Raw genomic sequence first — 24,795 nt, forward strand, 5'->3', positions numbered from 1 at the left:
GCTCGTGCCAGGCGCCTCCCTCCCCCCTCCAGGGGGGAGGGCCGGGGAGGGGGGGCTCCCTTTGCCAAGCCGCGCACCGGCCTTTCATCCGTCCCCCCCACCCTCTCCCTCCCCCACGCGGGGGGAGGGAAGCACTTGGTCCGACCCTTGCCGCAAATCACAGGGGTCGGCGCATGACCCTCTGGACCTCCACCGACGCCGTCAAAGCCACCCGGGGCCGTTTGACCGCTGACTGGGCCGCAACCGGCGTTTCCATCGACACCCGCACGATCCAACCCGGCGACCTCTTCGTAGCGCTGAAAGACGTCCGCGACGGGCATGACTTCGTGGCCCAGGCGCTGGAGAAAGGCGCCGCCGCCGCGCTGGTTTCCCGCATCCCCAAGGGCGTGCCTGACACCGCCCCGCTTCTGATCGTGCCCGATGTCCTGATGGCGTTGGTCGACCTTGGCGCCGCTGCCCGTGCCCGCACCAAGGCCCACGTCGTGGGCATCACCGGATCGGTCGGCAAGACCTCGACCAAGGAGATGCTGCGGGCGATCCTCTCGGGGCAGGGCAAGACCCATGCGGCCGAGGCTTCCTACAACAACCACTGGGGCGTACCGCTGACGCTGGCCCGGATGCCCGCCGACGCAGACTATGCGGTGATCGAGATCGGCATGAACCACCCCGGCGAAATCGCGCCGCTGGCCCGGCTTGCCAGGCTGGACGTGGCCATGGTCACGACCGTCGCCCCCGCACATCTGGAGGCGTTCGACAGCGTCGAAGGCATCGCGCATGAGAAGGCGTCGATCTTCGACGGCCTTTCCCCCGGCGGCACAGCGATCTTCAACGCCGATATCGAGTGGACCCCGCTTCTGGCCGCCAAGGCCAAAGTGGTCGGCGCGCGGGCCGTCGCTTTCGGCCAGTCGCCGAAGGCCGACTACCGGCTGAACGACTGCCGCCCGAACGAGGACTGCACCGTCGCCATGGGGGAACACGCGGGCCAGCCGCTTCTCTTCAAGGTCTCCGCCCCCGGCCGCCACTTCGTCCTGAACGCCCTCGGCGCGCTGGCGGTGGCCGAGGCGCTGGGTGCCGACCCGATGATCGCGGCGCACGACCTTGGCCGCTGGATCCCGCCCGTGGGCCGTGGCCAGCGCGAGCGCATCACTCTCGACATCGTCGAAGAGACGTTCTTCGACCTGATCGACGACGCCTTCAACGCCAACCCCGCCTCGATGGCCGCGGCCCTCGATGTCCTTATCGCCGCCAGGCCCACCGACGGCATCGGCTCGGTCGGCGGCGGCCGCCGCATCGCGATCCTTGGCGACATGCTGGAGCTTGGCCCGACCGAAGGCGCCCTCCACGCGGTCATCGCCAGCCACCCCGGCCTGTCAGCGATCCACCTGATCCATTGCGTCGGCCCGCGGATGAAGGCGCTTCACGCAGCCCTTCCGCGCAGGCAGCGCGGCGAATGGGTGGAAACCGCCGCCGAGCTTGCCCCCCGCACCCGCAGCCTGATCGACGCTGGCGACATCCTCCTCGTCAAAGGCTCCAAAGGCTCGAAAGTCAGCCTGGTCGTTGACGCCCTGCGCAAAATGGGGCAGGGCACGCAGCCGAAAGAAGGGACCGTCTGAATGTTTTACTGGCTGGCCGAGTTTTCCGATGGTGGCGGCATCTTCAACCTCTTCCGCTACATCACCGTCCGGGCCGGTGGAGCTTTCACGACCGCGCTGATCTTCGGCTTCCTCTTCGGGCAGCCCCTGATCAACCTCTTGCGCCGGAAGCAGGGCAAGGGCCAGCCGATCCGCGATGACGGGCCGCAATCGCATCTGGCGAAGGCGGGCACACCGACCATGGGGGGCCTCCTGATCCTCTCGGCCCTTCTGGTCTCGACGCTTCTCTGGGCGCGGCTTGACAATCCTTTCGTCTGGATCGTCATTCTTGTGACGGTGGCCTTCGGGCTGATCGGCTTTGCCGACGACTATGCCAAGGTCACGAAACAGAACACCAAAGGCGTGTCGTCGCGCATTCGCATGGGCCTTGGCCTCTTGATCGCGGCCCTTGCCGCCTATGCCGCGTCGATGTTCCATCCGACCGAGCTTACGAACCAGCTGGCCTTTCCCTTCTTCAAGGACGCGCTTCTGAACATGGGCCTGTTCTTCGTGCCCTTCGGCATGATCGTCATCGTCGGCGCCGCGAATGCGGTGAACCTGACAGACGGGCTGGACGGCCTTGCCATCATGCCGGTCATGATCGCGATCGGCACCCTTGGGATCATCGCCTATGCCGTGGGCCGGGTCGACTTTACCGAATACCTCGACGTCCACTATGTCCCCGGCACGTCAGAGCTTGTGATCTTCGCCTCGGCCCTGTTCGGCGCGGGCCTGGGGTTCCTGTGGTACAACGCCCCCCCGGCGGCCGTCTTCATGGGCGACACCGGGTCGCTGGCGCTTGGCGGGGCCATGGGGGCCATCGCCGTCTGCACCAAGCACGAGATCGTGCTGGCCATCGTCGGCGGCCTCTTCGTGGTCGAGGCACTGAGCGTGATCATCCAGGTGCTTTACTACAAGCGCACGAAGAAGCGGATTTTCCTGATGGCGCCGATCCACCACCATTTCGAGAAGAAGGGCTGGGCCGAGCCGCAGATCGTGATCCGGTTCTGGATCATCAGCTTGATCCTGGCGATGATCGGGCTGGCCACGCTGAAGGTCCGTTAAGCGGCGCCATCCGTACACCGAACACCAGTTGTCCCGGCCTTTGGAGCCTTGGGGGCCGGTTGCTTTTGCCGCCGGTACGACCGCAACCGGCGGGGGAGCAGTTCTCCACCCCCGGGCAGATGGACGCGCGTCGTTTCCTGGATGTGTCGCCAGGTTCGGGCGATCCGCGAATCTGTCGAACGGCGCGGAATTACACAATGCGAGATTGCAACCGTTTGCATCGCCCGCATGCAACCTGTGAGTTAGCAAAGTATCGTGTTGGGAAACAGTTGGTGCGAATTGACACAGTTATGCCATTTCAAGGCAGAATAATCGGCTGATTTCGGGCCATTATCTCGTAGGAGTGGAAACTATCCAATGCGGGGATCACGAAATGCGAACCGGACACAGAATGGGTTTGGGGGCGGCCTTGGGCCTTATCCTTGCGCTGCCGACCGTGGCTTCGGCTCAGGAGGCCTGCACCACCTACACCGTAAAGGAAGGCGACACGCTTGGGTCGATCGCCGAGGCGGCCTATGGGTCGTACAACTACCAGATGATCTTCAACGCCAACCGCGATGCGATTGCGAACAACATCAACAACCTTCCGGTGGGCCTGCAGCTGGTCCTGCCTTGCGAGGATGGTCGACTGACTGCCGACTCCGAGCTGAGCGCGGTGATCGAGGACGAGACCCAGACGTTCGAGCAAACGCGCGACCCCAACCGTCCCTATGCGCCGGCCCTGAAGTTCGTGACCGGGAACGACTGGAAACCCTTCACCGACGAAAGCCTGACCGGTGGCGGCATCTATGTTCAGATGGCGGCAACCGCGATGCGTCGCGCCGGCAACGACCGCGACTACAAGGTGGCCTTTGTCGACGATTGGGATGCCCATATCGAAACGCTGCTCCCGACGAACGCCTTCGATGTTTCGATCGCCTGGTCCAAGCCGGACTGCTCGAAGGTCGACCTTCTGGGAGAGTTCGGGGTCAGGCTTTGCACCGACTTCGATTGGTCGGTGCCGATCTACGAAGTTGCCTATTCCTACACGACGCTGGTCGACAGCCCATATGCCGACGCTCGCGTCTTCTCGGACTATCAGGGGGCCCGGATCTGCCGTCCGGAAGGCTGGCCGCTCAGCAATCTTGAAGTGGAAGGCCTTTCTCCTCCGGTCGTGACCTTCTTTCAGCCTAAAACCCCGATGGAATGCGCCGAGATGCTCCTGGCGGGGGAAGTCGATCTCTACTCGATCGAGATTGAAACCTCGACGGCGAACTTTGAAGCACTGGGTGCGACGGACAAGGTGGTCATCAACCCGGCGATCACTTCGTTCAACACCCATCACTTCGTGACGTCGAAAGGCAATCCGCGCGGCGCCGAGTACATTGCCATGATCGATCGCGGCATCCAGGAGATGCGCGAAACGGGCGAATGGTATGACATCGTGGCGACCGGTCTGGCCGAGTTCAACGCGCCGACGAACTAAGCGGGGCTGGCCGGGCGGACAGGCCCGCCCGGTCGTCCCGGTCAGGCAATGACCTGCGTCTTGCCGGGCAGACCTTCGGGCAGCAAACGACCAGGCGGCAGCGCGATCAACGCGCTGCCGCCTGCATTTGGCGAGAAGATCATCGCCCCTTCGCCCTGCGGGTTGCCCGCGCGATAGAAATGCGTGCTGTGCAGGATCAGGCTGTACTGCAGGGGTTTCAGCATGGCGACCAGCCGCTGCAGTTTTTCGCGGTCATGGACCTCAATGTACAGCGTTGGTTTGTGTGTTCCAAGCGTCCGGCGCGCGCCGAGGAAAACGCGGTCTTCAAACCCCTCGGTATCGACCTTGATGAAGTCGCAGCGCTGAAGGTTCAGGCCGTCGACCGTGATCAGGGGGACCGTGTCGCTTTGCACTGCGATCTGGGGTTCGGTGGTGACCTCGGTCGCACCGGCGTTATGCCGTGACGTGGGGCTTAGAAGCGGGACAGCGCAGGTGCCCGCCGTATCCCCGACTGCCGCCCGCAGACACTGCACCGTTGTCAGCTGGTTCGCCGTCACGTTCGCGCAGAGAAGCTGGAAGCAATAGCGCTGCGGCTCGACCGCCGTGACCGCGCCATCCGGCCCGACAGTCCGGGCCAGCGCCAGCGTGTGGAACCCGATGTTTGCGCCGAGGTCGAGCACATGATCTCCGGCCCGGACGAGGGAAAGGATGCTGTCGACCTCATCCCCCGCAAACTCGCCGTAAAGCCGTAGCGAGCGGCCGATGACCGTGTCGCCCTGCAGCGTGTACATCTTTCCGAACCGGGTTTCTGCAACCGGAAAAACCGGCATTGCTCCAGGGCTTTCCACGACGCGCAGGGCCTTTCAGAGGGGGCTCGGACCTTCGTGAAGGTCCCGGATGCCGATGCTGATGCGGTGATACAGCGCTGGCGGCCTGCCGCAAACAGGAACGTGCTTCTTTCGCCACGACCGAAGCCCGCGCCCGGCCGCGGTCAAGTTGCTTAACGACCCATGAATGACCTGGCAAGTGCTTGGAATCGCTTGCAGAGAGGGTGTGTCCCACCGTGGGACATCGCAGCCCCTTCCCCTTTGCGCTCCAGTCCCCTATCCCTGTCTCGGGGCAGCGATGGGGGGCACCATGATCCCGGTGAAGGGCTACAAGGGCCAGAAGGTCGCCGTTCTGGGCCTCGGGCGGTCAGGGCTTGCGACAGCGGCGGCGCTGCGGGCCGGGGAGGCAGAGCCGCTCCTCTGGGACGACAGCCCCGAAGCGCGGGCAAAGGCGGAAGGTGAGGGGTTCGTCCTGACCGACCTCACCCGAAACGCGGCCCTTGAGGGCGTGGCCTGCCTCGTCACCTCGCCCGGCATCCCGCATCTTTACCCCGCGCCGAACCCGATCATCGCCCGCGCGCTGGAGCTTGGGGTTCCCGTCGACAACGACATTGGCCTTTTCTTCCAAAGCGCCGCCGGGGACGAGTGGGCCGAAATGGAGACCCCGCCGAAGGTGGTGGCGGTGACGGGTTCGAACGGGAAGTCGACGACCACCGCCCTGATCCACCACATCCTTGAGGTCGCGGGGCGACCGACCCAGATGGCGGGGAACATCGGGAAGGGGGTCCTGTCCATCGATCCGCCGGTGGACGGCGAGGTCGTGGTGCTGGAGCTCTCGTCCTACCAGACCGAGCTTGCCCGCGCCCTGACCCCGGACGTGGCGGTCTTCACCAACCTTTCGCCCGATCACCTGGACCGGCACGGCGGGATGGGCGGGTACTTCGCGGCGAAGGCTCGGCTCTTCGCGATGGGTGGACCGGATCGGGCGGTTGTCGGGGTGGATGAGGTCGAGGGGCGGTTCCTGGCGGGGCAACTGGCGCAGGGCGCGGGGGATGATCGGGTGATCCGGGTGTCCTCGGGCCAGAAGCTGGAAGGGTTCGGCTGGGCGGTCTTCGCCCGGAAGGGGTTTCTCTCGGAATGGCGGAAGGGCAAGCAGATCGCCTCGATCGACCTGCGCGAGGTGAAGGGCCTGCCCGGCGCCCACAACCACCAGAACGCCTGCGCGGCCTATGCCGCCTGCCGGTCCCTGGGGCTGGCGCCAAAGCTGATCGAGGGCGCGCTGCAGTCGTTCGCAGGCCTGCCGCACCGGAGCCAGCTGGTGGGCGAGAAGGACGGGGTGCGGTTCGTCAATGACTCGAAGGCCACGAATGTGGACAGCGCGGCCAAGGCCTTGCAGGCCTTTCCAAAGATCCGCTGGATTGCGGGGGGCCTCGGCAAGGAGGGCGGGATTGCGGGGCTGAAGCCGTTCCTCGGGTCTGTAGTGAAGGCCTATCTGATCGGCCACTCCGCGCGGGAGTTCGCGTTGCAGATCGGCGAGGTGCCGCACGAGATTTGCGAGACGATGGAACGGGCGGTAGCGCGGGCGGGTGAGGAGGCGGAGGCGGGCGAGGTGGTGTTGCTGGCCCCGGCGGCGGCGAGCTTTGACCAATATCCGAACTTCGAGAAACGGGGCGAGGACTTTACGGCGCGGGTCAAGGCGCTGATCGGCTGAAGTCGCGCTCTGGTGCGGCGGTTTTCAAATTGAGCGGCTTCGCCGCGAAGACCTTTTGTCTCGCCTCTGAGCCTGCGGCTCAACCGGCTCGGGCGAAGGGCGCGCCGCGCGGGAGTATTTGGCAAGGAGCAAATGCGCTTGCTCATTCTGAAATACTCCGGGGAGCTCGAGGGGCAGCGCCCCTCGTCAGCCGAGGAGGAGGGCGCAAGCCCCGACGACGAGAGGAAAGACTTGCGGCGAAAGCCGCTCAACTTAGATCCCGCCGTCGATGCCTCAAACCTTCAGAAGTTTACCCGCTTCTGAGGCAGAAGCCTCGGCCCTGTCGAGAAAGCGCTGCAGGAGGGCGCCGCGGGCAAAGTCGGGGTCGGCCGGGCCCTCGCCCCGGATCGCGGCGATGAAGCGCTGGTAGTTTGTGGGGACGGCGGGGCAGTCCACTTCGCGCCAGGTTCCGGTCTGGATGTCTGCCCCAAGGCAGGCCCGAAGCCGGCTGACGGCGTTTTCGAACTTCACCTCAAGGCCACCGGTCTGGCCGTAAAGGCCGAGGCTCAGGTCATTGAGGTGGCCGGTTGCGAAGCGGGTTGCCGTGACCGTGCCAAGCGCGCCGTTCGACAGACGGACCTGCATCGTTGCGCTGTCGTTGGCGTCGAGGGTGTATTCGCCGATCTTGCCGCCCGGCGCCTTGTCGAAGGTTTGGAGGAGGCACGAGACCTCGGTCGCATCCATCCCGGCGATGAAGGTGGCGAAGTCGAGGATGTGGATGCCCACGTCGCCCAGCACGCCCTTGGAGCCGTGGGCGGTGGAAAGCCGCCAGAGCCACTGCGTTTCCTTGTCCCAGTGGCCCCAGGCGGGTTGGGTGAGCCAGCTTTGCAGGTAGGAGGCCTCGAAATGCCGGATCGTGCCGATGGCGCCTTCGCGGACCATCTGGGCGGCCTTCTGCAGCGCGGGGACGAGGCGGTAGGTGAGGTTGACCATGTTGACGACGCCCGCTTTCGCGGCGGCGGTAGCCATCTCCTCGGCGTCCCTCGCGTTGGTGGCCAGGGGCTTTTCGCACAGGACATGCTTGCCCGCGGCCAGGAACGGCATGGTCGTGGCGTGGTGGGCGGCGTCGGGCGTTACGTTCGTGACCGCGTCGAACTCACCCCAGGCCAGCGCCTCTTGCGCGGACGCAAAGCCGTGCGGGATGGAGTGGGTCTTCAGGAACGTGGCGAGCTGTTCGGGGCGGGTATCGATCCCGGCCACGACGGTCACACCGGGGATGGCCGAGAAGCCTTCGGCATGGTTCTTCGCCATGCCGCCGGTGCCGAGGATGAGAAGGCGAACGGGTTTCATCAGCGGAGGCCTTTCTCACCGTCATGGTGCAGGCGGGGGCCGCGTTCGACGATGGGTTCCAGTGTCTTGCCGACGGGACGGTTCGGGGCATCGGTGGGATCGGTGATCCGCGCCTCGGGGTTGTGGGCCCAGCGGACGGCGTTCGCGATGACCTTCTGGACGAGGGGCTGGTGGTAGGTCGGGTAGGTTTCATGCCCCGGGCGGAAGTAGAAGATGTTGCCAGCACCACGGCGATAGGTGAGGCCGGAGCGGAAGACCTCACCGCCCTGGAACCAGCTTACGAAGACGGTCTCCAAGGGTTCCGGCACGCCGAAGGGCTCGCCGTACATCTCTTCGTATTCGATCTCGAAATGATCGGGGATGCCCTTGGCGATCGGGTGCTGGCGGCTGGTCACCCAGAGGCGTTCGCGTTCGCCGGCTTCGCGCCAGGAGAGGTTGCAGGGTGCGCCCATAAGGCGCTTGAAGGGTTTAGAGAAATGGGCGGAGTGGAGGAAGATCACGCCCATGCCGGCCCAGACGGCCTCGGCCACGCGTTCGACGATCTCGTCTTTCACGTCGCCATGGGCGGCGTGGCCCCACCAGATCAGCACGTCGGTTTCCGCCAGCTTCGCCGGGGTCATCCCATGGTCTTTGTCCTGCAGAGTGACGGTGGTCGCTTTTATGCCGTCTTCGCGGTTCAGGGCTTCGGCGATGGTGCCGTGCATGGTCTTGGGGTAGACCTCGGCCACCACCTTGTTCTTCTGCTCGTGCACATTTTCACCCCACACGGTGACGCGGATGGTCATGGGTCGTCTCCTTCATGCTTGGGCGCGCGCCGAATGGGGGGCAGGCACGCGCAGGTATTGGCTTTTAGCGCATCGGTTTCCCGTCGGCGTCGAAGCGGTGCAGGTTTTCGGCCTGGGGGGTGAGCGAGACTTTCGCGCCCACCGCGAAGGCGGCCTTGCCAGGGCGGCGGACGATGACGGGTTCATCGCTGCCGATCTCGACGAAGACGAAGTGGTCGGAGCCGAGGTCTTCGACGTGAAGGATCTCGCCCGACCAGGGGCCGGTTTCGGTGATGTCGATATGCTCTGACCGGGCTCCAAGGGTGGTGCAGTTGTGGGCCTCGGCGAACTTGCCGGTCAGGAAGTTCATCTTCGGGCTGCCGATGAAGCCCGCGACGAAGATCGAGTTCGGGTGTTCGTAAAGTTCGGCAGGGGAACCCACCTGCTCCAGCTTGCCGTCGCGAAGGACGGCGATGCGGTCGGCGAGGGTCATCGCCTCGACCTGGTCGTGGGTCACGTAGATCATCGTGACGTTCGACATGGAGTGGTGGAGCTTGGCGATCTCCAGACGGGTCTGGACACGAAGCGCCGCGTCGAGGTTCGAGAGCGGCGCGTCAAGCAGGAACACCCGCGGGTCACGCACGATGGCCCGGCCGATCGCGACGCGCTGCCGCTGGCCGCCGGAGAGCTGCTTTGGCAGGCGGCCGAGAAGGTGGTCGATCTGGAGAAGCTTCGCCGCCGCCTCGACCCGTTTGCGGATCTCCTCAGGGCTGGTTTTGTCCAGCTTCATTCCGAAGGCCATGTTGTCATAGACGTTCATGTGCGGGTAAAGCGCGTAGCTTTGGAACACCATGGCGATGCCGCGCTTGGAGGGGATCAGGTTGTTCACCCGTTCCCCGTCAAAGGTCATGTCGCCGGTGGTGATCTCTTCCAGCCCCGATATCAGGCGCAGAAGCGTGGACTTGCCGCAGCCCGAAGGCCCGACGAAGACCATGAACTCGCCCTTCTCGATGCTCAGGTCGATGCCCTTGATCACCTGGACGGCGCCGTAGGACTTGGTGACGTTTTTCAGTTCGATCTTTGCCATGATGTCAGCCCTTCACGCCGCCCGCGGTGAGACCCGCGACGATTTTGCGTTGGAAGATGAGAACGAGGATGACCAGCGGAACGGTCACGATGACGGAAGCAGCCATGATCGGCCCCCAGGGGATTTCCTGCTGGCTTGCGCCGGACAGAAGGGCGATGGCCACCGGCGTCGTGCGCGTGGTCTCGGACGAGGTGAAGGTCAGCGCGAAGAGAAACTCGTTCCACGCGCCGATGAAGGCGAGAAGGCCGGTCGTCACCAGGGCGGGCCAGAGAAGCGGCAGGAAGACCTTGGTGATGATGATCCAGGGGGTGGCACCATCGACGATGGCGGCTTCCTCGATTTCCACTGGAAGGTCGCGCATGAAGGTGGTCAGCACCCAGACCGTGAAGGGCAGGGTGAAGATCGTGTAGCTAAGGATCATCGCCCAGGGGGTGTTGAAGATGCCGAGGAAGCGGATGAGCTCGAAGAGGCCCGCAAGCACGGCGATCTGCGGGAACATCGAGACGGCGAGGATCAGCATCAGAAGAAGCCCCCGCCCCCGGAACCGGACCCGGGCCAGCGCGTAGCTGGCGGTGACCGCCAGAAAGAGGGCGAAGGCGACTGTCAGCGAGGCGATGAAGATCGAGTTCAGGATCGAGCGGGGGAAGTTCCGGCCACCCAGGACGGATTCGTAGTTGGCCCACGAGAAGCTTGCCGGCCAGTAGTTGATCTGGAAGATCTCGCTTCCCGTCGCGAAGGATGTGACGATCGCGTAGTAGAACGGGAAGACCGAGAAGACGACGATCACCACGACAAGCGCGTAGAAGCCGATGTTTGCAAGAAGCTTTTGCGCGGTCATTTCTGGCCCTCCCCGGAAAGGTCGACCTTGCCGAGCCAGATATAGGCAGCGACGAAGACGGCCAGGATCGCGAAGAGAAGCGTCGATTGCGCGGCCCCATAGGCGAACTTGTCGAAGTCGATCATGTTCTCGCGGCTGATCACCGACATGGTCTTGGTGGCGGCCGAGTTCGGGGTCAGCACGTAGACGAGGTCGAAGATCCGCAGCGCATCAAGCATGCGGAAGATGATCGCGACCATAAGCGCGGGGCGGATCAGCGGCAGTGTGATCTTGAAGAACACCTTGACCGGGTTCACCCCGTCGATCTTTGCGGCCTCGTAGATATCGCGGGGCACCATCTGCAGGCCCGCGAGGATCAGAAGCGCCATGAAGGGCGTGGTCTTCCAGATGTCGACGATCAGGACGGCCTGCATCGCCGTGTCGGTCGAAGCGGTCCAGGCGATCTTCTGGCTGATGAGGCCAAGGTTCAGCATGATGTCGTTCAGGATCCCGAACTGGTCGTTCAGCATCCAGGCCCACATCTTGGCCGACACGATGGTCGGGATGGCCCAGGGGATCAGGATCGCGGCGCGCACAAGGCCGCGGCCCTTGAATTCGGCGTTCAGGACGAGGGCGACGATGAGGCCCAGGACTGTCTCGAAGAAGACCGAGACGAAGGCGAAGCGCACCGTGTTCCAGACCGCGTTCCACCAGGCCGGATCGACCAGAGTGCCCCGCCAGACCCAGCGGCCGCTTTCAAGGATGCGCAGCGAGAGGTAGTTGTCGAAGCCGATGAACTGTCCGCCGTAAAGGTTGGAAAGCGTGGTGTCGGTCAGCGAGAACCAGATCGTGCGCAGAAGCGGCCAGGCGGCCACGCAGAACAGTGCCGTCAGCATGGGCGCGATGAACCAGAATGCCGCGCGCTGACGTTGCTGCGAGAGGCTGAGCCCCCCGTCATTCGTTGCCATGATACCCTCCCCTGTCGGGCTCCCCTCCGAGCCCGGTTAGAAAGGGCGGGCGGCGTTTCGGCCGCCCGCCGCTGGGGTCAAGTCAGGTCCGGGAGGACTTACCAGCCCGACCCCTTGATGTCGGTCAATTCGACCTCAAGCAGCTCCAGGTTCTCGGCGGCCGAGCCGTTGCCCGACAGCGTGTTGTGCACGGCAGACCAGAACTTGGCGGACACTTCGTTGTACTTGCCCTTGGTCGGCGCCGACGGGCGCGGAACGGCCTGCAGGAACACGTCCTTCCAGCGCGGGATGATCGGCTGGGCAGCGGCGATGTCCGGATCGTCATAAAGCGCGACGATGGTCGGCAGGTTGGTCTCGTTGATCGCGCGCTGCTTCTGGGCTTCCGGGCCGGCAAGGTAGAGCGCGAGCGAGATCGCGGCTTCCTGCTTGGTCGAATACTTCGAAACTGCCACGTTCCAGCCGCCAAGCGTTGCAGCCGAGGTGTCGTTGCCACCGCCGGTCGGCAGCGGAGCCACGTCGAAGAGACCCTTCACAGCCGAGTCGTCGCCGTTGCCAAGACCGTAGGCATAGGGCCAGTTGCGCATGAAGACGGCATTGCCGGTCTGCCAGACGCCGCGGGCTTCTTCTTCCTGATAGGCCAGAACGCCCTCGGGGCTGATCGTGCCGACCCAGCCTTTGACCGTTTCAAGCGCCATCGCCGCCTTTTCGTTGTTGATCGAGATCGTGCCATCGGGCTCGACGATCTGCCCGCCGCCGAAGGACTTCACCCACTCCAGCGCGTTGCAGGTCAGGCCTTCATAGGCGTTGCCCTGCCAGACGAAGCCCCAGATGTCGGCCTTGCCTTCAGCGCGTTCCTTGTCCTGGATCATCTGCGCGGTGGCGGTCAGCTCTTCCCAGGTCGTGGGAACTGTGGCGCCATGCTTTTCCAGCAGGTCCTTGCGGTAGTAAAGCGCCGGTGCGTCGGTGAAGATCGGCAGGGCGACGAGCTTGCCGTTCACGGTCTGCGATTCGATGATCGAGGGGAAGTGGGTTGGGGCGAGGTCCTTTGCGGCCTCGGTCAGGTCGACGAAGTGGTCCGCAAGCTGCGGGGCCCAGATCACGTCGGTCTGGTAAAGGTCGATGTCGGCAGCGCCAGCGGCAAGCCACAGACGGTACTGGCCGAACTGGTCGGTGGTCGAAGCGGGCATCGGCACCAGTGTCACGGTGTTGCCGGTGGCTTCTTCCCATGGCGCGACCAGCGCGTCGAAGTTCTCGACGGCCTTGCCGACGGCGCCCGAGACGTAGAAGAGCTCTTCCGCCATGACAGGCGCGCCGAACACGGCGAGCATGGCTGCGGTAGCGGTCGCGCGGAGTGCGCGGCCTTTCATGATCATCATTGGTTTTCCTCCCTAAGGCCGCCGCTGTGGCGTGCCGTCTGTCGTTGCAAAACGTCCGTCTTTCGGGGGCACTACAACCAGCCGGAATCCGAAACGTTTCGGAAAAGATAGAATCCAAAGCGCTTTCGGTCAACGATTCGATAAGGCCTGCCGCGGTCAGATTGCGGCCGCCGAGTTCCGCTCGATGAAGGTGTAGCTGCCGATCCGTTGCAGGCTTTCCAGCGGTTTTCCTTCGATTGCCCCGGCCAGACAGTCGGCCAGAGGCTCCCAGCTGTCGCTGAGCGGCGACTTGGTCACAGTGAGCGCGGGGAAAAAGGCCGAAGCGCGCAGTGCGGGAAGCTGGTCGTCGTGGGCAACGACCGAGACGTCGCCGGGGACCGAAAGGCCAAGCGCTGCAAGCGCCTGATAGGCGCCCTGGGCCAGGCGGACATTGCTGCACACAATGGCAGTCGGACGCGGCGCGTCGCCGGTGAACAGGCGCACGGTGCTGGTCAGGCCGTTCGCTTCGTCCATTTCGGTGTTGAGATGTAGATGTGGCAAAGCTGAAAGACCCGCCTCGGTCAGCGCCCGGGTGTAGCCGCGGTGCCGGCGTGTCACGTAGCTGCGACCGGCGATGCCGTTGAGGAAGGCGATCCGTTTGTGGCCTCGAGCGATGAGATGAGAGGTCAGATCGTAGGCAAGTCTATCATTTTCAATATCAAAATACGCATAGTCGTGACTTGATGTGCTGCGTCCATGGGCGACAAAGGGAATTCCGGCGCGGAGAAGGAACTCGATCCGCGGATCATGATCCAGCGGGCTTAGCAGAACGAAGCCGTCCAGCAGCGCTTTGCCCACAAGCTTCTGGTAGACCGGAAGCAGCGGTTCCTTCTCGGCCATGATGTGCAGGACGAACTGCATCCCGCGCCCCGAGAACTGCGCCGAAAGCCCGGCCACAACTTCCAGGAAAAGCCGATCCTGGCTGAGATTGCGGTACTGCGGCATCACAAGACCGACCATGCCCGACCGGCCCGAGACAAGCTTTCGCGCCGAGACATTGGGGTGATAGTTCATCTGCCGCGCCGTGTCCTTGACCCGGAGGCGCGTTTCTTCGTTCACGTCGGAATGATCGTTCAGGGCACGGCTGACCTGAGTGATCGACAGGTCAAGCGCCCGCGCGATGTCCTTCAAGGTTGCCATGACTCAAACCCCTTTGGAACGTATCCGAAACATTTCGGAAGAGAAAATCAACGGGAATCTTCGCGAGGGCGCTTGCTTGCCAGAGGCGGCCCCCCGATGCTGGACCGATGGCACATGATCCTGTCACCCTGCGGCTTCGGCTTCTGTTCGGCGACCGGCTGGTCTTCGGACCGGGCAAGGGTGAGCTTCTGGCGCAGATCGCCGAGACAGGCTCGATTGCGGCGGCGGGGCGCGCGATGGGGATGAGCTACAAGCGCGCCTGGGCCTTGGTCGAAGAGATGAATGCGGCTTTCCGCGCGCCACTCGTCACCTCGGCCAGGGGTGGGGCCGGGGGTGGAGGTGCCGCGCTGACCGAGGACGGGCACGTGGTGCTGGGGGCCTATCGGGCGATGCTTCGCGCGACCGAAGCGGCGGCGAGGCCGGAGATCGATCGGATCGCGGCGCTGCTGCGGGATATGTCCGGCGGGAAATAACGCTTGCCCCCGACCGCGCGGGTTGCGATATGTCTGGGCGAACATAAGGGATCCCGATGCTGTTTCGCACTTTGCTGTCGTCCGCGCTGTTGGTCTTTCCGGCTGAGGCCGGAGAGGTCACGGTCTTTGCGGCCGCTAGCCTGAAGACGGCGCTCGACCAGATCGCGGCAGAATGGCAGGCCACGACGGGGCATCGCGTGGTGCTGTCTTACGGGGGCAGCTCGGCGCTTGCCCGGCAGATCGAAGCCGGCGCGCCCGCGGATATCTTCCTGTCCGCGGCCGAGGAATGGATGGATGTGCTGGAGGAGGACGGGCTGATCCAGCCCGAAAGCCGCCGCGATCTTCTGGGCAATCAGTTGATCCTGGTGGCGCATGGCAAGGTAGCACCACAGGCGATAGACGAAGGGCTGGACCTTCCAGGGCTTCTGGGTGGGGGGCGGCTTTCGATGGCGCTGATCGATGCCGTACCTGCCGGTCAATACGGCAAGGAAGCGCTGGAGTCTCTGGGGCTTTGGGACAGCGTAAAGGACAGCGTGGCGCAGTCGGACAATGTGCGGGCGGCCCTGAAGCTGGTCGAACTTGGCGAGGCGTCGGTCGGGATCGTCTATGCGTCGGACGCGGTGGCCGCTGAAGGCGTGACGGTGGTCGGGACTTTCCCGGAAGAGAGCCACCGGCCGATCACCTATCCCGCCGCGCTGACCTTGGAGGGGAGCGAGCCCGAGGCGGCAGCGTTCCTCGATCATCTCGAGACGCCCGAGGCAGAGGCCATCTTCGTGGCGAACGGTTTCCGGCCCCTACCGTGAGCGACTGGTTGCCACCCGAGGCGTGGACGGCGCTCCTCTTGTCGCTTCGGGTGTCGCTGGTCGCGACGATTGCCAGCCTGCCTTTGGGCATACTCGTGGCCTATGCGCTCGCCCGCTGGCGGTTTCCGGGGCACGGGGCGCTGAACGGTCTTGTCCATCTGCCGCTGATCCTGCCGCCGGTGGTGACCGGGTATCTGCTTCTCCTCGCGTTCGGGAGACAGGGCTGGATTGGTGCAGCACTTTGGGACTGGTTCGGTTTCACCTTCGCGTTCCGCTGGACCGGGGCGGCGCTGGCAGCGGCTGTCATGGCCTTTCCGCTGATGGTTCGGGCGATCCGGCTTGCGATCGAGGCGGTGGACCCGAAGCTTGAAGAGGCGGCATCGACGCTCGGGGCCTCGCGGTCTGTGGTCTTCCTGACGGTCACGCTGCCCTTGATCCTGCCAGGGATCATCGCGGGTGCGGTTCTGGCCTTCGCCAAGGCGATGGGTGAGTTCGGCGCGACCATCACTTTCGTGGCAAACATCCCCGGCGAGACGCAGACTCTGCCGACGGCGATCTACAGCTTCCTGCAGGTGCCGGATGGCGATGCCGCCGCGCTGCGGCTGGTTCTGATCGCGGTCGCGGTGGCGATGCTGGCGCTGGCGGTGTCCGAATGGCTGTCGCGGCGGGTGGCACACAGGATTGCCGGGCGATGACGCTGGCGATCCGCATCAGCCACGGCTTTCCCGACTTTCGGCTGGAGGTCGATCTGGACTTGCCGGGCGGGCTGACCTGCCTTTTCGGGCGGTCGGGGTCGGGGAAGACGACCATCGTCAATGCCGTTGCGGGGCTTCTGCGACCCGACCGGGCCGAGATACTGCTGGACGGGAGGGCCTTGCACGGCCTTCCGCCGCACAAGCGGGACGTTGGATATGTCTTTCAGGATGCACGGCTATTTCCGCATCTGACGGTGGCCGAGAACCTGACTTACGCCGCGCGCATCCGCCGCCGCCCGGCCAAGGGAATGGACCGGATCGTGGGGCTTCTGGGGATCGGATCGCTGCTCGCCCGCCGCCCGGCGACGCTGTCGGGTGGGGAACGCCAGCGGGTTGCCATCGGGCGGGCATTGCTGGCTGAGCCGCGGCTTTTGTTGATGGACGAACCGCTCGCCGCGCTGGATGAGGCGCGGAAAGCGGAAATCCTGCCCTATATCGAGGCGCTGCGGGATCAGCTGGGCATGCCGATCCTGTATGTCAGCCATTCCCTGCCCGAGGTCGCACGGCTGGCGACCACAATCGCGGTGATCGAGGCTGGGCGGGTGGCGGCATTCGGGCCTGCGGCGGATATCCTTTCTGACCCGGCAACCGCGCCACATCTTGGCCTTCGTGACGCAGGTGCGGTGCTGCAGGCCAGGATCGCGGCACATGAGGAGGACGGGCTGACGCGGCTTGAAACGGCAGCGGGGCCGCTCTGGCTGCCGCGGATTGCCGGAGACCCAGGGCGTCCGGTGCGGGTAAGGATCGCGGCCCAGGATGTGATCCTGTCGCGGGCGCGTCCTGAAGGATTGTCGGCGCTGAACATCCTGCCCGCGGTGGTGTCGGCGCTGCACGAGGGGCAGGGGCCGGGCGTGCTCGTGCGGCTTGATCTGGGGGGCGAGTTCCTGTTGGCCCGACTCACCCGTCGCTCGGCCCAGAATCTTTCGCTGGCTCCGGGCCTCGAGGTGCATGCGGTCCTGAAATCTGTCGCCGTGGCGCAGGCCGATGTCGGCGGCACGTCTCCCGTCGCCTGAGCCGACCGCCCGATTCGCCGCATGGCCTTTGCTCGGACCGGCTTTTCGGCACGGGAGTGCCGGGCGATCGGTCAATAGAGCTCTGCATATTCACCTTAGGTTGTATGTATGCATTGCTTCGTTGACAGGCCCACCCGCTGCGGGAGTAAGCTTCAGCCCGCAGGGGGCGTTTCCTACGAATGACAAAGGTCTGTTACATATGGTCTGCTAGTCAGGCTGGGGAGCGTATCCGCATGAACCAGAACACCCGGGGACAGCCCGCGCCTACACTTTCACAACACCAGGGAGACCAAACGTGAAAAACTCCACCTCCGCCTTCAGCCGCCGTCGGTTCCTGCAAGGGTCCGCCGCCGGTGCGGGCATCCTCGCCGCTCCGGCGATCATCTCGTCCAAGGCGCTTGCCTCGTCTGGCGAGGTTAACTTCACCGGCTGGGCGGGCTATCCGTCGCTGGCCGAGAAGGTGTTCCCGGCCTTCACGGCCGCGACCGGCATCACCGTGAACTTCAAGGAACTGCCCGACCAGGACACGATGTTCGCCGAAGGCAAGGTCGCCCTGGAAGCCGGCGGGATCGACGTGATCGAGCCGACCATCGACCGCGTCGGCGCCTGGGATTCGAACGGCCTTCTGGGCGCCTTCGACGAAGCCAAACTGACGATGGACAACTACCTGCCCGGCCTCGCCGACGGTGCAGCGGGTGAGCGTTCGCGTCCGGGCGGCATGCTGAAGTACGTGCCCTCGGTCTGGGGCACCGAATCGCTTGTGGTCAACACCGCCGACGCGAAAGTGTCGACCCCGCCGTCGCTTGGCGATCTCTTCAACGCTGAAAACCCCGCCGTGCTGCGTCCGCACTCGGCGCTGGCGGCAATGGGCCGCTGGCTTGATGCGCAGGGCAAGCTGCCGCGTCCGTGGATGGACGGCTACACCGACATGGCCGCGATGACCGAGCTTTGGGACATCGCCCTTGCGGAAGCCACCAAGATGAAGGGCAACGTGGTCCAGTGGTGGTCGGGCGAGAACGAAGCCAACGCGGGCTTCACGGCCAACGGCGCGACCATCGGCCTTTGCTGGGATTCGACCGGCTTCAACCTGCGGAACGACGGCTACGCCTACCTGGCCCCGGCCGAAGGCGCATTCGCCTGGCACCAGGGCTTCGTCCTGATGAAGAACGCCGTCAACGTCGACCAGGCACATGAGTTCGTGAAGTGGGTCTCGGGCGCCGAAGGTGCTGCGCTTTGGGCCACGGCCTTCTCGGCCAACCCGGTCGGCAAGGGTGCTTCCGAGATGATGGATCCGGAAGTCTCCAAGTACTATTCCGCCACGTTCAACGACGAGGCGCTTTCGAAGCTGTGGTGGTGGCCCGACCAGTCGGCCGACTTCCTGGCCAAGCGCGCCGAATACGCAGACAAGTACAAGGCGGCCTGAGTGGCGCCCTGATCTTAGGCACGCCGGGCCCGAAAAGGCTCGGCGTGCTGCATTTTGCGCCGACGTTCCCGGCTGGACCGACCCTCCGGCGCAATCTGGCGATACCAATTGAACGGCCGGCACCGGCCTTCTAGCCTGCAATAAAAAGACTGCACATCTCAGGGGGACCACGCGCCATGAGCGCCGGAATTGATCTGGAAAACGTCTGCTGCGACTTCGGTACCTTCCGCGCGGTAGACAATGCCACCGTGTCCATCAAACCGGGCGAGTTCTTCTCGTTCCTCGGTCCCTCGGGCTGCGGGAAGACGACGATCCTGCGCATGGTCTCGGGCTTCATCGAGCCTACGCAGGGCACGATCCGGATCGGCGGCAAGGATGTGAAGGGGACGCGGCCGAACCAGCGGCCAACTGCGCTGATCTTCCAGAACCTGGCACTTTTTCCCTTGATGCCGATCTGGGAGAACATCAGCTTCGGCCTGGAAGTGCGCGGGGTCGACAAGGCCACGCGCCGCAAGAAGGCCGACGAGCTTCTGAAGCTTGTCGACCTGCCGGGGGCGGCGGACAAGATGGTCAGCCAGCTTTCCGGCGGGCAGAAGCAGCGGGTGGCGATTGCCCGCGCCCTGGCGGTCGAGCCGCAGGTGATGCTGCTGGACGAGCCGCTGTCGGCCCTGGACCTGAAGCTTCGCCAGCACATGCGGGCTGAACTCCGTGCGATCCAGAAGCGGACGGGCGTGACTTTCATCTACATCACCCACGACCAGGGCGAGGCTTTGGCGATGTCGGACCGGGTGGGCGTCATGTCCCAGGGCCGCATCCAGCAGATCGCCGATCCCAGGGAAATCTACAACAATCCGGTGAACGGCTTTGTCGCGAGCTTTGTTGGCGAAAACAACATCTTCCAAGGCGAAGTTCAGAACGTTTCTCAAAACTTTGCAAGCTTCGCAACCCCGCATGGGACGTTCCGTGCAAGGCTGGGTGACATCGGCAGCGACAAGAAAGCCAAGCTTTACGTCCGCCCCGAACACACCGTGATTTCCGCGACGACCGGGGCCGAAAACGCCATCGCGGTCACTGTCGGCGACGTTTCATTTGAAGGCAACTTCATAGCCGTCCACGCCACCAGCGACAGCGGCGCGGCCCTGATGTCCGAGATCAGGAACGACGGTTCCGCCACCGTGCCGGAAAAGGGCGCCAAGGTCTTCATGTCCTTCGATGCCGCCCGCGCCTCGATCCTGCCCGATGCGAATGTGAGGGCTTGAGATGCAGGACCTCTTCCGCCGCTACGGCCCGGGCCTGACGCTCATCATGTGCCTGCTGGTGGCCTTCTGGCTGGTGATGCTGGTGATCGTGCCGAACATCACGCTTTTCGAGCAAAGCTTCCGCCCCTACCTGCCAGTGACCGAAATCGGCGGGCCGCGCGATACCTACAGCGTCAACAACTACCTGAAGGTTTTCGACGGCAACGTCGAACGCAGCCTGCTTGGCTTCACTTTTCAGATTCCCGTGCATGTGCTGACGTTCTGGCTCACGATCTTCTATTCGATGGTCGTGACGGTCATGTGCTTTCTTCTGGCCTATCCCCTGGCCTACTACATGGCCAAGATCGTCAACCCGAAGTCGCTGCCGACGCTGATCCTGCTTCTCTTCATCCCGCTCTGGGTCAGCGAGGTCCTGCGCGCCTTTGCCTGGTGGATCATCCTGGCCTTCAAGGGCCCGCTGAACGCGCTGCTTCTGGGCATCGGCGCGATCGAAGACCCGATCCGCTGGACCAATATGGGATATACCGGCGTCGTGATCGGGCTGATCTATACCTATGTCCTCTTTATGCTGTTCCCGATCTACAACGCGATCCAGTCCCTGGACACGAACCAGATCGAGGCTGCGGAAGACCTGGGCGCGCCGTGGTGGAAGATCCACTTGCGGATCGTCCTGCCGCATTCCAAGCCCGGCATCGCCAGCGGATCGGTCATGGTCTTCATGCTCTCGGCAGGTTCGCTTCTCGTGCCCTCAATTCTTGGCTCCACCACCTCGCAATGGTTCACCCAGACCATCGACCAGTGGTTCAAGGACGCGCTCGACTGGAACACCGCCAGCGCCTACGCCTTCCTGCTTCTCCTTCTGTGCACCGTCTTCGTCTCTGTGGCGATGTGGGCCTTCCGGGTGAAGCTTTCGGACATCGCGAAGTAGGAGGGGGCCATGCATTCATTCCGCCAGAACCTCGCGCATCTCTACATGGTGCTGTTCCTGATCTTCCTCCTCGCGCCGCTTGTCGTGATGTCGGGGGCAGCCTTCAACGACAGCAAACTGCCCTCGATCGTGCCGTGGAAAGCCTGGACCACGAAATGGTTCGGCGAGATGATTGCGGACGAAAGGATGATGTGGGCTTTCGTCAACACGCTCTGGGTCGCGGCTGCGGTGGCACTGATCTCGATCATCGTCGGCACGGCAAGCGCGATCCTCGTCAACTCGATCTCGGGCCGGGTGCGGACCGTGCTTTACGGGATGATGATCTCCACCATCCTGATCCCTGGCGTCGTCATCGGCATCTCGACGATGATCCTCTGGACGAAGATGGGCAATGCGCTTGGGACCGAGTTCTTTCTCTTCAACCCCGGCCTGCATCTCAGCGTGCTGGGGCAGGTAAGCTACATCGCCGCGATGGTGATGCTGCTGGTCCTCGCCCGGCTGCAGTCTTTCGATGCAGGGCTGGAAGAGGCGGCGCTGGACCTTGGGGCCAGCCATTCGCAGGTGATGCGCCGGATCCTTCTGCCGCATCTTTACCCGGCCATCGGGGCGGGTGCGGCGGTCGCGTTCTTCCAGTCGATCGAGAACTTCAACGTCACCCAGTTCACCCGTGGCGCGGCTGACACGCTGACGGTCTACGTCTTCTCGAAGGTCCGCGCGGGGATCACGCCGACGATCAACGCGCTCGCGTTCCTGCTGATCTGCGTGACGCTGGTTCTGGCCGTGATCTACGAGATCAACCGCCGCCGCAGGGCCCAGATCGAGGCGGCACGCCAGGCCGAGGCACGGCGGGCGGAAGAGGCGATGCTGCTTTAGCGGCCTGCTCGTCGATGACTTCGTCACTCCTCGCGGGAACTTGCGAGGAGGAGACGAAGTCGAACGAGGAGCGGTCAGAGGCCTGCGTGAAGCGTCTCGCAGAGGGGCGAGGCCGGGTCCTCCAGCCCCTCAATGACATCGAAATGATGCTTGCCTGAAGCGGCCGTCCAAGGGCAAGCCCACTCTTCGGCCAGGGTTCTGGCCTGCCACAGAAATGCCGGGCGCTCTTCGGCCCCAACCCAGACATGGGCCGTCACCCCGTCGCGAAGCTTCTGCCGGGCCGGGCTTTCCGCCGCCGCCTCCCCGGCATCGATCCGGAGCGTGGCGTTCATTTCGGTCGCCATCAGCGGCCCAAGCTCGGCCAGGGGCGAGATCGGCACCACCCTCTTCACCGGAACCGCGATGTCGGCGCAGCCCATCCGGGCCGCAAGGTGGCCCCCTGCGGAGTGTCCGGTTGCCACCATCGGACCTTGCACCCTTGTCCCCATGAACCAGGCGGCGCGGGCGATCTCGGCGGTCATCTCGGCGATCCGGGCCATCGGGGCAAGCGTGTAGCCGGGCATCGCAACCGCGAACCCGCGCGCAAGCGGACCGGCTGCAAGATGTGACCAATGGGACTTGGAAAAGAGGTGCCAGTAGCCGCCGTGAACGAAGATTACGACCCCCCGCGGGGTGCCTTCGGGCAGGAAGAGATCGAGCTTCTGGCGGGGCGCCGGACCGTAGACCAGGTCAAGCTCGGCCCGCCGGCCAATGGCCTTGCGGAAGGCCGCCGCCTTTTCGGTCCAGCGGGCGGGATAGTCGGCACCGCCCGCAATGAAAGCGCCGTTCGCGTACTCGCGGTCGGGATCAGGCCAGCGGTAGGCTGGGATCATGGTCTGCGGCCGGCCAGATGCGTCGGGCAATGCTCGCCCGTGTCAAGGACCGGCACCATCCGCTCCCAGACGGCGATGTTGTGGTCGACGAAGTCCTGCCCGACGATCGCTGCCGCTTTCGCGCCAAGCTCGCCCTTCATCCGGTCGATTTCGCGCCGGGCTTCGTCGCGGTACCAGGCATTGCGCGACGCGATGCGGATATCGGTGAAGCCCTGCCGTGCCATCGCCGCGCCGTAGCGTGCGGGCGTCGCCATGCCGAAGTCCAGCCCCTCGGCGGCGATGTAGGCAGCCATTTCGGGCGAGACCTCCTCGGTTCCGATCAACCAGTCCGACGCCAGGAACCAGCCGCCGGGCTTCAGCACGCGGGCGACCTCGGCCATCAGCGCGGCCTTGTCGGGGATATGGACGATCGAATCCTTCGAGAAGACGACGTCGAAGGTGCCGGGGGGAAACGGCAGGGGGCCGGGCGCGACCTTCACAAGGCCGATCCGGTCGGTCAGCCCTTTCGCCGCCACCAGCTCGCGGGCACGGGTAAGCACGCTGTCCTCGACGTCGATCCCGGTGACGTAACCAGCGCCGTGGGCGGTGACGAGCGCGACGTCGATCCCGCCCGCGCCACAGCCGATGTCGAGAACCGCCTTGCCGGTCAGGTCATGCCCTTCGAGGACGCGCGCCACCTCGGCCGGGCCACCGGGAGAGAGAAACCCCTCGCCCCAGACGGCTTCGAGCATGGCGATCAGGCGGGGGGGATAGTGTTCTTCGCTCACGTCGGTGCTCCGATCTGCCTGGGACGGACAGGTGCCAAGAGTGTCCTGTGCGGCCTTGTTTCTGCAACGCTTTTTTCGAGCGTTCTTTGCTTTGACTTGGACAGGGAAAAGCGGTGGAGTTGCGGGGCGCGCGCTCTGCAATGGGGCGAGCGCAGGCAAATGCTGACAGAGAAGGCACGACATGACCAAACCGATTGTGATCCTTGGGATTTTCGTGGCCGACACCGCCTACCGCGCCGACCGGATGCCGAAGATGGGCGAGACGATCCTGGGCCGAACCTTTGCGCTGGGGCCGGGGGGCAAGGGATCGAACCAGTCAGTTGCGGCTGCGATGGCGGGCGGAACGACGCATATCATCACCCGGCTTGGGAAGGACGACTTTGCCGCGATTGCCCGGTCCACCTGGGGCAAGGCGGGTGTGCTGCCCGAGGTGACCGAGGACGCCGAAAGCTACACCGGGGCCGCGTTCATCTTCCTGGAGGAGGCGACGGGGAACAACGCGATCATCGTCTCGCCGGGTGCTGCGGCGCGGATCACGCCGGGGGACCTTGATGCGCGGGCCGATCTGATCCGGGGGGCCTCGATCTTTGTCACGCAGCTGGAACAGCCGATCCCGGCCGCGCGGCGGGGGTTGGAGATTGCAAGGGCCGCGGGGGTGCGGACGATCCTGAACCCCGCGCCGGCAGCGGAACTGGACGACGCGTTTCTTTCGCTTTGTGATTTCGCGACGCCCAATGAAAGCGAGGCCGAGACGCTGACCGGGCTGCCGGTGACCAGCGTGGCCGAGGCAGAGAAGGCCGCCGATGCGCTTCTGGCCCGAGGCGTGGGGGCGGTGGTGGTTACGCTTGGCGGGAACGGCGCGCTTTATCGCGACCGGACGAAGGTGGTGCATGTGCCGGTGATCAGCGCGGGGCCGGTTGTCGAGACGACCGGCGCCGGCGATGCCTTCAACGGTGGTTTTGCAGTCGCGCTGAGCGAGGGCCGCGATGTCGTCGATGCGGTGCGCTTTGGTTGCGCGACGGCAGGGATTTCCGTCACGCGGCCCGGTACGGCACCGTCCATGCCGTCGCGCGCCGAGATTGATGCGCTTCTGGTACGCGGCTAAGTCTGTCATCTATCTGTTACATAATCGTCGCAGAGGCTTCACCCGGTCGTCCTAAAGCGGCATGATGCGGCAGCTTGGAGCGCGCGGATGGATGATAGTCGGTCAGTCGGTCAAGGGGTTGGGTCGCAGACAGCCAAGATCACGGCGCGAGGGGTTCAGGTCTATTACGGAACGAACCACGCGCTGAAGGATGTCGATGTCGACATTCTTGACCGGGCGGTGACGGCGTTCATCGGGCCATCGGGCTGCGGCAAGTCGACGTTTCTGCGCTGTCTCAACCGGATGAACGACACCGTCGCCTCGGC

At 64.5% G+C, this 24,795-nt stretch carries 24 protein-coding genes; 14 read left to right on the forward strand and 10 right to left on the reverse strand.

The annotated features are described in order from the left end of the window. Window positions 1–173: 173 nt before the first annotated feature. From ACRCSW_RS14205 to ACRCSW_RS14215, 3 genes are all read left to right on the forward strand, one after another. Entirely contained in the window at window positions 174–1,613 is a 1,440-nt protein-coding gene (locus tag ACRCSW_RS14205) for a UDP-N-acetylmuramoyl-tripeptide--D-alanyl-D-alanine ligase (RefSeq protein ID WP_438706079.1), read from the forward strand. Then, window positions 1,614–2,696, forward strand: a complete 1,083-nt coding sequence (gene mraY, locus ACRCSW_RS14210; RefSeq protein ID WP_438706081.1) for a phospho-N-acetylmuramoyl-pentapeptide-transferase — start codon at window positions 1,614–1,616, stop codon at window positions 2,694–2,696. 409 nt (window positions 2,697–3,105) lie between these two features. Beyond that, window positions 3,106–4,161: a LysM peptidoglycan-binding domain-containing protein gene (locus ACRCSW_RS14215; protein WP_438706083.1), complete on the forward strand. Its 1,056-nt coding sequence runs from the start codon at window positions 3,106–3,108 to the stop codon at window positions 4,159–4,161. 41 nt (window positions 4,162–4,202) lie between these two features. Here the strand turns inward: ACRCSW_RS14215 and ACRCSW_RS14220 are convergent, their stop codons facing one another. Beyond that, entirely contained in the window at window positions 4,203–4,991 is a 789-nt protein-coding gene (locus ACRCSW_RS14220; RefSeq protein ID WP_438706085.1) for an FkbM family methyltransferase, read from the reverse strand. Between the two features lie 307 nt (window positions 4,992–5,298). Between ACRCSW_RS14220 and murD the strand changes: the two genes are divergently transcribed. After that, a complete protein-coding gene (murD, locus tag ACRCSW_RS14225; protein WP_438706086.1) occupies window positions 5,299–6,699 on the forward strand; it encodes a UDP-N-acetylmuramoyl-L-alanine--D-glutamate ligase in 1,401 nt (466 codons plus the stop codon). 273 nt (window positions 6,700–6,972) lie between these two features. On the opposite strand, the gene ACRCSW_RS14230 is transcribed toward murD, so the two are convergent. The 7 genes from ACRCSW_RS14230 to ACRCSW_RS14260 form a co-directional block, all read right to left on the reverse strand. Further along, window positions 6,973–8,028 (reverse strand): Gfo/Idh/MocA family protein, encoded by a 1,056-nt coding sequence (locus tag ACRCSW_RS14230; protein WP_438706088.1) that lies wholly within the window; start codon window positions 8,026–8,028, stop codon window positions 6,973–6,975. Next, window positions 8,028–8,813, reverse strand: a complete 786-nt coding sequence (locus tag ACRCSW_RS14235; RefSeq protein ID WP_438706090.1) for a ThuA domain-containing protein — start codon at window positions 8,811–8,813, stop codon at window positions 8,028–8,030. The genes ACRCSW_RS14230 and ACRCSW_RS14235 overlap by 1 nt, the downstream gene beginning before the upstream one ends. A 64-nt stretch (window positions 8,814–8,877) precedes the next feature. After that, a complete protein-coding gene (locus ACRCSW_RS14240; RefSeq protein ID WP_438706092.1) occupies window positions 8,878–9,879 on the reverse strand; it encodes an ABC transporter ATP-binding protein in 1,002 nt (333 codons plus the stop codon). A gap of 4 nt (window positions 9,880–9,883) precedes the next feature. After that, a complete protein-coding gene (locus tag ACRCSW_RS14245) occupies window positions 9,884–10,717 on the reverse strand; it encodes a carbohydrate ABC transporter permease (RefSeq protein WP_438706094.1) in 834 nt (277 codons plus the stop codon). After that, complete coding sequence (locus ACRCSW_RS14250) at window positions 10,714–11,664, reverse strand: carbohydrate ABC transporter permease (RefSeq protein ID WP_438706096.1); 951 nt, start codon at window positions 11,662–11,664, stop codon at window positions 10,714–10,716. Before ACRCSW_RS14250 ends, ACRCSW_RS14245 begins: the two co-directional genes overlap by 4 nt. Window positions 11,665–11,762: 98 nt before the next feature. Beyond that, window positions 11,763–13,040: an ABC transporter substrate-binding protein gene (locus ACRCSW_RS14255; RefSeq protein ID WP_438706098.1), complete on the reverse strand. Its 1,278-nt coding sequence runs from the start codon at window positions 13,038–13,040 to the stop codon at window positions 11,763–11,765. A 156-nt stretch (window positions 13,041–13,196) separates the two neighbouring features. After that, window positions 13,197–14,219 carry a substrate-binding domain-containing protein gene (locus tag ACRCSW_RS14260; RefSeq protein WP_438706099.1) on the reverse strand — a complete coding sequence of 341 codons (1,023 nt, stop codon included), beginning with the start codon at window positions 14,217–14,219 and terminating at the stop codon, window positions 13,197–13,199. A 107-nt stretch (window positions 14,220–14,326) separates the two neighbouring features. Here ACRCSW_RS14260 and ACRCSW_RS14265 point away from each other — a divergent pair, with 107 nt between their 5' ends. From ACRCSW_RS14265 to ACRCSW_RS14300, 8 genes are all read left to right on the forward strand, one after another. Further along, on the forward strand, window positions 14,327–14,692 hold the full coding sequence (locus ACRCSW_RS14265; protein WP_438706101.1) for a winged helix-turn-helix domain-containing protein: 366 nt from the start codon (window positions 14,327–14,329) through the stop codon (window positions 14,690–14,692). A gap of 56 nt (window positions 14,693–14,748) precedes the next feature. Further along, window positions 14,749–15,495, forward strand: a complete 747-nt coding sequence (gene modA / locus ACRCSW_RS14270) for a molybdate ABC transporter substrate-binding protein (RefSeq protein WP_438706102.1) — start codon at window positions 14,749–14,751, stop codon at window positions 15,493–15,495. Beyond that, entirely contained in the window at window positions 15,492–16,190 is a 699-nt protein-coding gene (gene modB / locus ACRCSW_RS14275; protein WP_438706104.1) for a molybdate ABC transporter permease subunit, read from the forward strand. Before modA ends, modB begins: the two co-directional genes overlap by 4 nt. Continuing rightward, window positions 16,187–17,263 (forward strand): molybdenum ABC transporter ATP-binding protein, encoded by a 1,077-nt coding sequence (gene modC, locus ACRCSW_RS14280; protein ID WP_438706122.1) that lies wholly within the window; start codon window positions 16,187–16,189, stop codon window positions 17,261–17,263. Before modB ends, modC begins: the two co-directional genes overlap by 4 nt. A gap of 295 nt (window positions 17,264–17,558) precedes the next feature. Beyond that, window positions 17,559–18,686: an extracellular solute-binding protein gene (locus ACRCSW_RS14285; protein WP_438706106.1), complete on the forward strand. Its 1,128-nt coding sequence runs from the start codon at window positions 17,559–17,561 to the stop codon at window positions 18,684–18,686. 176 nt (window positions 18,687–18,862) lie between these two features. Further along, on the forward strand, window positions 18,863–19,945 hold the full coding sequence (locus ACRCSW_RS14290) for an ABC transporter ATP-binding protein (protein ID WP_438706108.1): 1,083 nt from the start codon (window positions 18,863–18,865) through the stop codon (window positions 19,943–19,945). A 1-nt stretch (window position 19,946) separates the two neighbouring features. Next, entirely contained in the window at window positions 19,947–20,873 is a 927-nt protein-coding gene (locus tag ACRCSW_RS14295) for an ABC transporter permease (RefSeq protein WP_438706110.1), read from the forward strand. 9 nt (window positions 20,874–20,882) lie between these two features. After that, on the forward strand, window positions 20,883–21,746 hold the full coding sequence (locus tag ACRCSW_RS14300; RefSeq protein WP_438706112.1) for an ABC transporter permease: 864 nt from the start codon (window positions 20,883–20,885) through the stop codon (window positions 21,744–21,746). 74 nt (window positions 21,747–21,820) lie between these two features. Here ACRCSW_RS14300 and ACRCSW_RS14305 read toward each other — a convergent pair whose 3' ends face one another. Together ACRCSW_RS14305 and ACRCSW_RS14310 are read right to left on the reverse strand one after the other, a co-directional pair. After that, window positions 21,821–22,618, reverse strand: a complete 798-nt coding sequence (locus ACRCSW_RS14305; RefSeq protein ID WP_438706114.1) for an alpha/beta hydrolase — start codon at window positions 22,616–22,618, stop codon at window positions 21,821–21,823. Beyond that, entirely contained in the window at window positions 22,615–23,385 is a 771-nt protein-coding gene (locus tag ACRCSW_RS14310) for a methyltransferase domain-containing protein (RefSeq protein ID WP_438706116.1), read from the reverse strand. The genes ACRCSW_RS14305 and ACRCSW_RS14310 overlap by 4 nt, the downstream gene beginning before the upstream one ends. Window positions 23,386–23,566: 181 nt before the next feature. Between ACRCSW_RS14310 and ACRCSW_RS14315 the strand changes: the two genes are divergently transcribed. Next, complete coding sequence (locus tag ACRCSW_RS14315) at window positions 23,567–24,490, forward strand: ribokinase (RefSeq protein WP_438706118.1); 924 nt, start codon at window positions 23,567–23,569, stop codon at window positions 24,488–24,490. A gap of 87 nt (window positions 24,491–24,577) precedes the next feature. Beyond that, the coding region (locus ACRCSW_RS14320) for an ATP-binding cassette domain-containing protein (RefSeq protein WP_438706120.1) at window positions 24,578–24,795 on the forward strand (218 nt) is incomplete at its 3' end.

The sequence above is a fragment of the Tabrizicola sp. genome, assembly GCF_051645465.1.
Classification (GTDB): domain Bacteria; phylum Pseudomonadota; class Alphaproteobacteria; order Rhodobacterales; family Rhodobacteraceae; genus Tabrizicola.

Coding starts and splice junctions, on each gene's coding strand:
- ACRCSW_RS14255 (WP_438706098.1), bottom strand. CDS start 13,040: ATGATGATCATGAAAGGCCGCGCACTCCGCGCGACCGCTACCGCAGCC.
- ACRCSW_RS14290 (WP_438706108.1), top strand. CDS start 18,863: ATGAGCGCCGGAATTGATCTGGAAAACGTCTGCTGCGACTTCGGTACC.
- modC (WP_438706122.1), top strand. CDS start 16,187: ATGACGCTGGCGATCCGCATCAGCCACGGCTTTCCCGACTTTCGGCTG.
- modA (WP_438706102.1), top strand. CDS start 14,749: ATGCTGTTTCGCACTTTGCTGTCGTCCGCGCTGTTGGTCTTTCCGGCT.
- mraY (WP_438706081.1), top strand. CDS start 1,614: ATGTTTTACTGGCTGGCCGAGTTTTCCGATGGTGGCGGCATCTTCAAC.
- ACRCSW_RS14300 (WP_438706112.1), top strand. CDS start 20,883: ATGCATTCATTCCGCCAGAACCTCGCGCATCTCTACATGGTGCTGTTC.
- murD (WP_438706086.1), top strand. CDS start 5,299: ATGATCCCGGTGAAGGGCTACAAGGGCCAGAAGGTCGCCGTTCTGGGC.
- ACRCSW_RS14250 (WP_438706096.1), bottom strand. CDS start 11,664: ATGGCAACGAATGACGGGGGGCTCAGCCTCTCGCAGCAACGTCAGCGC.
- ACRCSW_RS14235 (WP_438706090.1), bottom strand. CDS start 8,813: ATGACCATCCGCGTCACCGTGTGGGGTGAAAATGTGCACGAGCAGAAG.
- ACRCSW_RS14220 (WP_438706085.1), bottom strand. CDS start 4,991: ATGCCGGTTTTTCCGGTTGCAGAAACCCGGTTCGGAAAGATGTACACG.
- ACRCSW_RS14315 (WP_438706118.1), top strand. CDS start 23,567: ATGACCAAACCGATTGTGATCCTTGGGATTTTCGTGGCCGACACCGCC.
- ACRCSW_RS14205 (WP_438706079.1), top strand. CDS start 174: ATGACCCTCTGGACCTCCACCGACGCCGTCAAAGCCACCCGGGGCCGT.
- ACRCSW_RS14305 (WP_438706114.1), bottom strand. CDS start 22,618: ATGATCCCAGCCTACCGCTGGCCTGATCCCGACCGCGAGTACGCGAAC.
- ACRCSW_RS14260 (WP_438706099.1), bottom strand. CDS start 14,219: ATGGCAACCTTGAAGGACATCGCGCGGGCGCTTGACCTGTCGATCACT.
- ACRCSW_RS14230 (WP_438706088.1), bottom strand. CDS start 8,028: ATGAAACCCGTTCGCCTTCTCATCCTCGGCACCGGCGGCATGGCGAAG.
- ACRCSW_RS14245 (WP_438706094.1), bottom strand. CDS start 10,717: ATGACCGCGCAAAAGCTTCTTGCAAACATCGGCTTCTACGCGCTTGTC.
- ACRCSW_RS14295 (WP_438706110.1), top strand. CDS start 19,947: ATGCAGGACCTCTTCCGCCGCTACGGCCCGGGCCTGACGCTCATCATG.
- ACRCSW_RS14265 (WP_438706101.1), top strand. CDS start 14,327: ATGGCACATGATCCTGTCACCCTGCGGCTTCGGCTTCTGTTCGGCGAC.
- ACRCSW_RS14240 (WP_438706092.1), bottom strand. CDS start 9,879: ATGGCAAAGATCGAACTGAAAAACGTCACCAAGTCCTACGGCGCCGTC.